Raw genomic sequence first — 12,035 nt, forward strand, 5'->3', positions numbered from 1 at the left:
CCCTTTATTCTCCTGCACCCAGCCATCCGCCTCCTGACGATACACCATCCGCAGTGCATCATGATGCGCCCACAACTTATGCAGCGCTGCACGCAGGCTTTCTTCCGAAACGGCCACATGGCTATGCAATAATACCGACTGGTTAAAATGATGAGCGTAATCAGTATYCTGCTCCAGAAAATAATGCTGGATAGGTGTAAACGGTATCAGGCCTGTCACCATTTCCTGAGAGGCATRACGGGTAACCGTTTCCATTTTGGCGGCCAGCTGCTCCACCTCTGGTGTAAGCAACACGTCCTGTATTTTGAGGGAATAGCCCCGTTGCTTCAGTCGGGATACTACCTGGATAGATTTGATGGAGTCGCCACCCAGCAGGAAAAAATCATCCCGCAGTCCGACCTGTTTTTTCTTCAACACTTCTTCCAGTACTGCCGCCAAATGTATTTCTGCAGCCGTACGGGGCGCAAGGTATTCAACACCCGCGCTGATGCCCGGCTCCGGCAACCGGCGCCGGTCGATCTTGCCGCTGGGTGTAAGCGGGAACACCTCCAGCGGTATAAAATACGCCGGCACCATATAGGCGGGAAGCCGCACGCTGATAAAATTTCGTATATCCGTTGCATTGAGTACATCACCGGTGTAGTAGGCCACCAGCTCCTGCCGCCCGGCAGCGTTGCGCCATCCGGTCACCAAACCCGCCGTCACAGCAGGATGGGCTTGCAGCACGCTCTCCACTTCTCCCGGTTCTATACGATAACCTCTTATCTTTAATTGTTCATCTTTCCTGCCAATAAATTCAATATTGCCATCGGGCAACCAGCGACCAAGATCACAGGTTTTATACATGCGGGCATCCGGCAGAAAAGGATTGGTCACAAATTTTTCCGCAGTAAGCGCTGGCTGATGCAGGTATCCTGCTGCCAGCCCTTTACCGCTGATACAGATCTCACCGGTAACACCCAGCGGTTGTAATCCACCGGCATCATTAACAATGTAGATACTCCGGTTGGCAACCGGCCGGCCAATAATAGCCGTACTGCCGGCATGCGATACCCGGTAATAAGTACTGCACACCGTACATTCGGTAGGACCATAACTATCGAAGATCTCCAGCTGGCCAATAAAGTTGGCTACACTGGCCGCACTGAATTTATCGCYGCCACTGATTAACAAACGTAGTTGATGCAAGTGGGTATTCGCCGCGCACAATTCACTGATCACCAGTGGCGTAGTGCTCAGCACCGTAGCCTGATACTCATGTATCAGGACCGATAACGCCGCCACATCCCGGCCACCATTGGCGGCTACCAACAATGCGCTACCTGCCAGCAAGGCAGGATAAATCTCTTCCACATGCGTATCAAAAGAAACGGATGACTGCTGGATCACCCGGTCACTTTCCGTTAAACGAAAAGTGTGGTAAAAATTCCAGGCATAATCGGTCAATGCCTCCAGGCCAATCATTACTCCCTTCGGTTTTCCGGTAGAACCAGAAGTGTATAACACATAGGCCAGTCGTGACACATCTTCTTCCAGTACCGGATTTTCAGCACTATACTTTTGGGAAGACGCTTTAAAACCTGCCAGCATATTTTCATCTATCACCAACTGGCAATTGCTGTCAGACAACATATAATCAATCCGCTCCTGCGGATACTCAGGGTCAACAGACAAGTAAGCAGCCCCTCTTTTCAGTACCGCCAGCAATGCTATAATCAACCATTCAGACCGTTCCAGATGCACCGCCACCAATGTGCCGGTAACGCCCATTTCCTGCAGACAAGCAGCCAAACGATTCACCCATTCATTCAAAGAGCGGTAGGTAAATATATTTTCGCCGCAAACCAGTGCAATATTATCTGGACATTGTGCCACCCTTGCTTCAAAAAGCTGAATAAAGTGGCTGTTTACAGCCGGAGCAGCAGGTGTGTTGTTGAATGTATACAACAGCTGCTCTCTTTCTTTTGCGGTGAGAATATTCAACTGCTTCAGCGGCAAAGAAGGTGTGCTGATAATAGCTCCCAACAACTCTTCCAGGTGCGCCAGCAACCGCTGAATAGTATCTTCCCCGTATATATCTGTGTTGTATTCTATGCCTGCATATAAAAGGCCGGTGGTGGTTTCTATGAAATTAAAAGAGAGATCGAATTTGCTTTGCTGATAACCTTCTCCTTCAAAGCTGCTGATCTTTAATCCTCCGGGCCCTTCTCCTCCTCCGGCTTCCCGCTCACGGCCGGTTACAGACAACAACACATCAAAGAGCGGATTACGGCTTCTATCACGTTGCAGCTGCAGCTGCCCTACCAACTCATCCAACGGATAACTCTGGTGTTCAAAAGCCTGCAGGGTGGTATTTTTCACATACTCCAACAACTGCGTGAAACTCCAGTCAGGATTGAAACGCATCCTGAGAGGAAGGGTATTGATATACGCCCCGATCTGATCTTCCAGGTCTTTATGATCCCTGCCAGCTACGGGACTGCCAATAATAATATCTGTTTGCCCGCTGTGATGATAGAGTAACACATTCACCGCAGCAAGCATACTCATGAAAAAAGTAGCGCCTTGTTCCCGGGCCAGTGCTTTAACACCTGGCGCCACGGAAGCATCCAGCATTCTGCCTGCCAATGCACCGTTGAATGTTTTGATAGCAGGACGTACGTGATCACCTGGTAACTCCAGTACCGGAAGCTCGCCGTCAAACTGTTGGAGCCAGTAGGCCTGGTGCTCCTGCCCCGTTTTGCCACTGAGCTGTTCCTGCTGCCACGCAGCATAGTCCTTGTAGTGAATGCGCAATGGAGATGGTGCGTGCGTGTCTGCTCCGGTATGCAGTTCATAGAACTGCAGCAGCTCACGCAACAGAATGCCCATCGACCAGCCATCACTGATGATATGATGCATCACATAAATAAACACCCATTTGCCGGGAGCTGTTTGCGTGATGGAAGCCCGCAGTAATGGGCCACGCTCAAGGTCAAACGGTGTAGCTACCTCCGCTTGTATCAGCGCTTTCAGCTGGCCGTTGTTATTCGCTGTGCTCAGGTCAGTGAACTTAAGATGAAAACCCGTGGCCTCCGGTGACAATATCCACTGCCTTATTTCTCCCGTCTCCGATTCATGAAAAACGGTACGAAGGCTCTCATGTCTGGAGATCAGTGAATGAAAGGCGGCGGCTACTGCCGACATATCCAGTTCTCCTTCAAAAAGATAAATCCGTGGAATATTATATGCGGCATTACTTTCTTCCAGTTGGCTCATTAACCACAAACGACGCTGTGAGGAGGAGAGTACATAACTCTCCTGCAAGGCAACCGCCGGAATGGATGAATATGACTTCTGCTGATTTTTACGGAACCATGCAATAAGACTTTCCCGGTGCAGGTTAATCTTTTGCAGCATGTCGTCACTCAATGGCGTATCATGTGGTTCTATGGCCAGCTCTTCTCCTGAAAAAGATAAACGTACATTGGCTTCTCTTAAATCACGAATAATTGCTTTAACGTCTTTCATAATTTTATTTAATGGTGGTTAACACATGCTGACATACACTTTCCTTTCTCCTTTAAATGGCATTCTACCATGCGCCATCAACATATTATCCAACATCAGCACATCATTTTTCTGCCATGGGAATTTGATAGCGCATTGAAAATGGAGATCCGTGATCTGCTTCAGATCTTCTTCTGCAATCTCATCTCCATTGCCATAATAGGCGTACTGCGGGAACTTATGTTTATTACGGGAGTGAATCAGTTTCAGACCGCGGTAAATCTCGTCCGGCAAACCAGATGGATGGAACTGGTTGGCCTGGTTAAACCATACCTTTTCACCAGTCACCGGATGCAAGGCGATGCCATGTCCCTGCTGGCTGAGGCAAAGATTATTACCATCCCAGGTGTAGGAGATGTTATTGCCGGCGCAATATTTTTCTACCACCGCCTTATCAGATGTTTCAAAAGTATCCATCCAGGTTTTGCCAACACCCACGGCTCCACTGAGGTAACGGGTATACTTTACGCCATACTTTTCAAATTTCTCTACAATACCCGGATCAAGTACCTCCAGTATTCTGCGGGAATCTACGATAGGCGTTTCCCCGCCTTCTTCAGCCGGCGTATGACAATAAAAGAAAATGGTACCGGGCCATTTATTGGAATAGGATAATTCGTTGTGCAGGGTAATACTCAGCTCTTTCGGGTACTCCGTAGATGTATACACATCATTAGATAATTTAGTGCGGGGAGAATTGCCATCCACATAGTCGAAGGCCGTGTTACCTGCAAACATTTCTTTCACTTTCAGTAGCCCATCACGACTATTGACATTAAAGTTTCTGAAAAGTATGGCGCCTGTCTTCAGCAGTTGCCGGCTGATCTCTTCCCGGTTAACAGAAAGATATGCCAGCAATACGTCAAGATCAACGTTGGCAACGCCTTCAGGGCGGATGATGTTTACGGTTTGTCCGTCGGCGGACAAAGACTCCATGATGATTGTATGTTCCATAACAGTGCGTTTTTCTGGGATATATAAAATGAGTTACTGCTGCATCCAGTGAATATTTTCTATTTCTTCCGCCAGCGCTTCGATATTGGGTTCCAGGAAAAAGTTGGTCAGGTCTACTTCCACGTTGAACTGTTCATGAATGCGTAACACAATCCTGATCGCTTTGAGGCTGTGCCCTCCAAGATCAAAAAAGCTGTCTTTAATACCTACCTTCTCTTTATCCACCTCCAGCACTTCGCTCCAGATGGCCACCAGTTGTGTTTCCACTTCTGTGCGGGGGGCGACATAAACAGCCACCGGCGCCGCATTTTGTGCATCCGGCAAAGGCAATCCCTTACGGTCTATTTTACCGTTAGCGGTCAATGGTAAGGCATCCATACGGACAAAATGTGCCGGTATCATATAGGCAGGCAACGTGGCCTGCAAACTGTTACGCAAAACAGTCAGTTCAAAACCACTACCGGCAGAAAACCAGGCCACCAACTGCTTTTCAGCGGATGGTCCATCTACGGCCATCACGATAGCGGCAGTAATATGTTCCTGTCGCAGCAGTATATTGGTAATTTCTCCCGGTTCTATCCGGAAGCCCCGGATTTTTACCTGGTCGTCTTTACGCCCAATGAAAGCAATATTTCCGTCGGGAAGCATACGCCCTAAGTCGCCTGTACGATAGATCCTGGCCTGATCACGGAAGGGGTCTTTCACAAATTTTTCGGTAGTGGCATCCGGGCGATGCAGGTATCCTCTGGAGAGGCCATCCCCGCCAATGCAGATCTCTCCCGTAACGCCGGGTGGCACCAGCTGCAGGTATTCATCAAGGAGATAAACATAATTATTGCCAAAAGGCCGGCCCAATGATATAGCCAGATGCGGGTCATGAATATTGATGCGGCAGGCCAGTTTACCTACCGTTGTTTCAGAAGGGCCGTAGTGGTTGTATACCTGGCAGGTAGCGCCATTGGATTGCAACAAGCGGATGACATCCATCGTCAGTTGCTCCCCACCGAAAATGAGGCATTTAAGCGGAACAAAAGTATGATGCGCCCCCTGCAACGCTTTCCAGTGTGAAGGCACAATCTTAACACAATCCAGTTCTGCATGTTGCATGGTTTCCGGATTCATTACGGCTGCTGCGGAAAACAGGTGCAGCTCACCGCCCGTAAGCAGCGACACATAAATCACCGTATTGCCAAGATCCGCAGCAATAGTAGATACCAGCCCGAAACGCCGGCACTCGTGCAGATTTGTTCTTTCCAGGATACCAGTGGTATAATCCACCAACGCCGCATGCGTCACCATCACCCCTTTAGGATGCCCCGTTGACCCGGAAGTATAGATCACATACGCCAGGTGCTGCGGACTACAAACTACCGGCAGATTATCTGCCGTATACATAGGCGCCGCTTCCTGGAATGATTGCAGCCAGTGCTCATCAATGCAATGTTTACATTGACTATCGGCCAGCATATAATCCACTCTTTCAACAGGATACTCCGGATCGATAGGCACATAGGCGGCTCCAGCCTTCATCACCGCTATCATCGCAACCATCATCCATTCGCTGCGTTCCAGCCGGATAGCCACCAGGTCGTCCGGCCTTATATCACCGCTATGGCGCAGATACGCTGCCATACGATTGGCTGTTTCATTCAGCGCACGGTAAGTAAGCCGCTGTCCTTCAAATACCACTGCCGTACGGTCAGGTGTGAGCGCTGCCTGCGCTTCAAAAAGATCTATCACCGTTTTATCCGCCCATTGCTCCTGTACCGTTTGTCCGCTGGGTAACAACAGGAACTGCTTCTCTTCCACCTCCAGGAAGTCAAGATGCTGCAGTGGTTGATCTGCCGCTGCTACAGCGGCTTCCAGCAGCTGTTCCAGGTGATTGGCTAATTGCCGGGCAGTGCTTTCCTGGTAGATATCCGTGTTGTATAAAAGACCTGCGTGGATTTCTTCTCCCGTTTCAACAAAATTGAATAACAGGTCAAAACGACAAATAAGATTTTGTGCGGCTTCATACCCACTTACCTGCAACGGGCCTTCCACGTATACACCGGCATCCTGGTTCTGTAACACTACCCACACATCAAACAAAGGATTACGACTTACATCACGGCGCAATTGTAAAGCGTCTACCAACTCATCAAAAGGATAAAGCTGGTGCTCGTAAGCGCCAAGGGTCACGGCACGGATGTTACGTAACAACTGCCGGAAAGTTTCGTTCCCCTGGAAGCGGGTTCTGAGCGGAAGTGTATTGATATAAAAACCTATCTGCTTTTCAAGATCGATATGATCCCTGCCGGCAACAGGGCTGCCAATCACAATATCTTCCTGGTGTGTATAACGATACAATAAATTATTCACTGCTGCCAGCAGCCCCATAAACAAGGTGCAGCCTTCTTCCGCAAGCATCTTTTTAAGCGCTTTCGTCAGCTTTGCGTTCAACCGCTTATTTACGGCAGCACCGTTATACGTTTTCACCGGAGGACGGGGTTTATCGCCTGCAAGGGCCAGTACCGGCACTTCTTCGCGGAATTGCTGTAACCAGTACTCCTTATGCACCTCCACTCCCTCCAGTTGTGATTGCTGCCAGGCAGCATAATCTTTATAATGGAAACGCAACGGCGGCAACAACGCAGGATGGTAATACAGCTGCAACAGCTCATTACTCAGCACCTGCATAGACCATCCATCGCTGATGATATGATGCAACACATAAATAAATACCCATTCATTATCCTGCGTACGATACAGGAAAACCCTGATCAGCGGGCCATTTGCCAGATCAAAAGGCTGCATCGTATTCTTCTGGATGGCGGCCTCCAATATGGTTTCCTGTTGGGAAGCTTCACGCAGATCTTCATAAAAGAAATCCGGTAACAAAGTTTCCGCAGGAAGAATCACCTGCCTGATCTCTCCGTTCTCCGATTCTCTGAACACGGTTCTCAGTATTTCATGTCGTGCTACAAGCCGGTGCAATGCCTGCTGCCAGGCAATGGGATCAAGCTCCCCATTAATCCGGTAAACACCCGGCATGTTATAACCGATATTACCTTCCTGTGATTGGCTAAGCGCCCATAACCTGCGTTGCGCAGCCGATAATACATAATCTGTTTGCGCTGGCAGCGGCTCAATATGCACGAATGTTTGGCGTTGTGCCTGCGCAATCAGCTGCGCCTGTGCTTCCAATACCGTATTCGCAAAAAGCTGTGCAATACGCAACTTCACATCAAACTGCTGATGAATCATACCAGCAAGGCGTGTAGCCTTCAGACTATGGCCTCCCAACTGGAAGAAATCATCCAGTACGCCTACTTGTGTTATACCCAAAATTTCCTGCCAGATAGCTGCCAGTTTCATTTCTATTGCATTACGCGGTGCCGTGAAAACAATGCCGGAACTCATGGCGATACCATCGGGATCTGGCATATGTTTACGATCTACCTTACCGTTAGGGGTAAGCGGGAAAACATCCAGCTGCACGAAATGAGCAGGCAACATATACGGCGGCAACTGAACAGCCAGTGCGGTCCGCAACACAGCTGCTTCTAATGGCGCTTTAGCAGTGATATAAGCGATCAGTTCTTTTTCGTTGCCGGTACGGTTACGGATAGTCACTACGGCAGCTTCCACGCCGGAACATCCCTGTAGTGCTTTTTCTATCTCACCTAACTCTATACGGTAACCGCGGATCTTCACCTGGTCATCTTTTCTTCCCACAAATTGGATACTGCCATCAGCCGCCCATTTGCCCAGGTCGCCGGTCCGGTACATGCGCTCATCTTTGCAGAAAGGGTCCTCCACAAATTTTTCGGCGGTCAGTGCTGGTCTGTTGAGATAACCGGGAGAAAGACCATCCCCACCAATACATATTTCTCCGGTAACACCCACCGGCAATAATTGCAAATGATCATCCAGGATGTAAACACGTGTATTGGCAATGGGTTTACCGATTGTATCCAGCGCTTTTCCTTTTTCATATTGGTGATAGCTGCTCCATACGGCGCACTCTGTAGGACCATACTCATTAAAAAGATCGCAGTGTTCCATCCCTGCTGTCGCAAAATGCAGGTCTACCAATGCAGGTGTGCAGGTTTCCCCGGCTACAATTACCTGCGTCAACACGTTGGAACGGCCAGCCAGTTTTGCCAGCAGCTGCTGGTAATAGGAAGGCACCGTCAGCAGATGCGTCACCTCCTGTGTGCAGATAAAATCTGCCAGCAGGTCTATGTCCGCCACATCAGTACTCTTCACCATATTGAGTCGTCCCCCGTCGCAGAGCGTCCCAAAGATGCCCGCTACAGAGCTATCAAAGGCATAAGACGATAACAACAGGAAAGAGGATACATTTTCGTAGGTACGTTGCCGTTGTACAGTAGAATGCAGCAGGTTACGGTGCGTAATCTGTACGCCTTTGGAGCGGCCGGTAGATCCGGAAGTATAGATCACGTAGGCCAGCTCACCGGGAGCAGGTGATATTGTCAGGTTTTCTGTACTGTATTCTTCCCGCACATCCAGGAACTGCTGCAGGAATGGAGCGTCTATCAATACTTTACAGGCGCTGTCTCCCAGCATATGCGCAATACGTTCCGCCGGATAGTCAGGATCTACCGGCACATAAGCGCCACCGGCTTTCAGGATGGCCCATATCGCCACAATAGTCCATTCACTTCTTTCAAGATGTAAACCTACCCGGTCATTAGTGCCAATGCCATACTGCCGGTGCAGGTAATGCGCCAGCTGATTGGCATAGGCATTCAACTCGCGGTAATTAAGCGCAGTCCCATCGAAATAAAGGGCCGTATTACCTGGCCTTTGCAATACCTGTTCTTCAAAAAGATGCAGCACTGTTTTTTCCGGAAGCCTTTCCAGGGATACCGTATTAAACGCATGCAGCAGTTGTTGTTTTTCACCGGTACTCAGGTAATCCACCTGGTGTACGTTCACCGCGGTATCTTTCATCACCCCCTGGATCAACTGCAGCAGGTGCTGTTGCAATTGTCCGATGAGCGCATCCTCATAACAATAGCTGTTGTAATCAAATATAATGCGGATGGTTTCGCCAGGGATGATCACCAGGCTGAGATCATAACTGGTTTGTTCAAATACAGCGGAAGAAAGCAGTTCCAGCGTACCGGTCTGCATTTCTGCGGCTACCAGTTCCTGTACGGGATAGTTCTCGAAGATGATCACGTGATCGAACAGTTGCCGTCCGGGGCCGCCCGCCCGCTGTATTTCCGCCAGCTGCACCTGGTGATGTGGTACTGCTTCGATAGCTTCCTGCTGTACTTTTTTCAGCAGGCCTGCTACCGTATCACCGGCATCCATACGGATGCGCACCGGGATGGTATTGATGAAAAGACCAATCATCTCCTCAATGCCTTTTATTTCCGCCGGCCTGCCGGATACAATGCTGCCGAAGATGACATCGTCCGTATTATTATAACGTCCAAGCAAAATGCCCCACATCACCTGGAAAAAAGTATTCTCTGTGATACCATGTTGCGCACTGTAATTTTTAATAGCGTGGCGCAGCGCTCCTGCTATTTCCAGGTGCTGCTTACGACCTTCATACGCGCCGAACTCTTTTTCAGAAATCCCCGGCACACTGCTAAGCGTGTCGTAACCGGATAAATATGTTTTCCAGTACAACAACGATGGCTCCTGCGCGGATGATGTCAGCCACCTGATATAATCGGCATAAGGATATACTGCTGGCAACTGCGGCATGGTATGTTGCAGCAGATGATAATAAATCTGGAAGAATTCACGGATAAGAATACCTACGCACCATCCATCCATCAGGATATGATGATGACTCCAGATGAATTCGTAAGTATCATTGCCCAGTGCAAGTACCGTAAGCCGCATCTGTGAACCGGTATGCAGATCAAAACCTTTACTGCGGTCAGCTTCCCGCCAGCCGGAGGTATCGGAATCGTTGACAACAATATATTCAAATACGGGCGCCACATTTGTCTTTACTACCTGTAATACCTGTGCGTTCTGCCGTTGTATAAAATGCGTACGTAGCACGGCATGACGCGCTACCAGTTGCAAATAACTCTGCGTAAGCGCCGGGATATCCAGCGGCCCTTGCAAGCGATAGTTCATCTGTTCAAAATAGAAGGGCGCTCCCGGATCGCGTTGCCAGTGATAATAAAGTCCTTCCTGCAAAGGACTGAGTGGGTACACATCTTCCAGGTCACCGTCTTTGTTTAGCGCCGCCAGTTCTGTTCTACTCAGGTCTTTAAACGTAAGATCTACCGGTGTGGCATAATTTTGATCAGATGCAGACAGTATTGCTATCAATGCCTGTAACTGCTGCTCAAATACTGATAGCAAACGGCGGATCGTATCTTCCTTGTATTGGGCTTTGCTGTAACCTATTGTCATCCGCAACTGCCCGGAAACAATCATACCTGATACACTCAGCACGGTGCTGCGTTCCCGTTCCGGTGCCACCTCCACGCCGTGGTAATCGCCGGAGAAAGAAAACAACTGTGCGCCTTCACCGCTGCCAACACCTGTACCGAAATCGCCCAGGTAGTTGAAAGATAACTGTGGACGCTGTTCTTCTTTTTTGCTACCCTGATCATCGGCCTCCTCACGGTGCTTGCGACCCAGGTAACGCTGCACGCCATAACCAATACCTTTGGCCGGCACACGATGCAAGTGCTCTTTCACGGCAATCAGCTGGCTGATGGCATCGGGCTGCTCTAATTCCAGCAGCACCGGGAATAAAGTGGTAAACCATCCAATCGTACGCGTTACATCAATACCGCCGCCAATATCTTCCCTGCCATGGCCTTCCAGCATCACCAACACCTGCGACAGACCGAACTCCTGGCGCAATGCCAGGCCCAGTGCGGAAAGCAGGATATCATTCACTTCGGTGCGGTAAGCGCTGTAGCACCGGGTAAGTAGTTGTGTGGTAACAGCACTGTCCAGCAAAAAGGACTGCGACGCGCCATCACGTACCTGGTTGCTGCCACCGGCATCATCTAACGGTAACGGAGATACGTTAACAGCGCTAATTCGCTCCCAATAAGATACCGCCTCTAATGCCGTACTTTGTGCATAGGCTTGCAACTGCTCCGACCACCACGCATAGGCATCTGTTTTCTGTGGTAACTGCAGCACTGCCCCACTGCTATGCTGCTGATAAAGTTCCGACAGGTCTTCCAGCAGTATCCGCCAGGAAACACCGTCTACCACCAGGTGATGGGCTACCAGCAACAACCGGTCGCCATCCGCAGCGCGGAACAACGCGGCCTTGAACAACGGGCCCGCCGACAGCTGGAAGCTGCTTTGTATACGGTCGCAATGTGCCGCAAAATCCGTAGCATTATAATCCAGTACTTCCAATGTAACCGCGGAATCGACGCCTTTATTCTCCTGCACCCAGCCATCCGCCTCCTGACGATACACCATCCGCAGTGCATCATGATGCGCCCACAACTTATGCAGCGCTGCACGCAGGCTTTCTTCCGAAACGGCCACATGGCTATGCAATAATACCGACTGGTTAAAAT

3 protein-coding genes are annotated in these 12,035 nt (G+C 49.6%); all 3 read right to left on the reverse strand.

Translation table 11 applies throughout. From position 1 onward, the window contains the following. On the reverse strand, positions 1-3,510 hold a 3,510-nt coding region (locus AC1DFM_RS34445), incomplete at its 3' end, for a non-ribosomal peptide synthetase (protein ID WP_477081323.1). Between the two features lie 18 nt (positions 3,511-3,528). Further along, positions 3,529-4,503, reverse strand: a complete 975-nt coding sequence (locus tag AC1DFM_RS34450) for a TauD/TfdA family dioxygenase (protein ID WP_477081324.1) — start codon at positions 4,501-4,503, stop codon at positions 3,529-3,531. A gap of 33 nt (positions 4,504-4,536) precedes the next feature. Beyond that, positions 4,537-12,035, reverse strand: a 7,499-nt coding sequence (locus AC1DFM_RS34455; RefSeq protein ID WP_477081325.1) for an amino acid adenylation domain-containing protein, incomplete at its 5' end; no start/stop codon positions are given.

It is taken from the genome of Chitinophaga sp. 05T412 (genome assembly GCF_056396465.1).

What these genes read in the sequence shown, in the direction of transcription:
- AC1DFM_RS34450 (WP_477081324.1), bottom strand. Translation starts at nt 4,503, where the DNA reads ATGGAACATACAATCATCATGGAGTCTTTGTCCGCCGACGGACAAACC.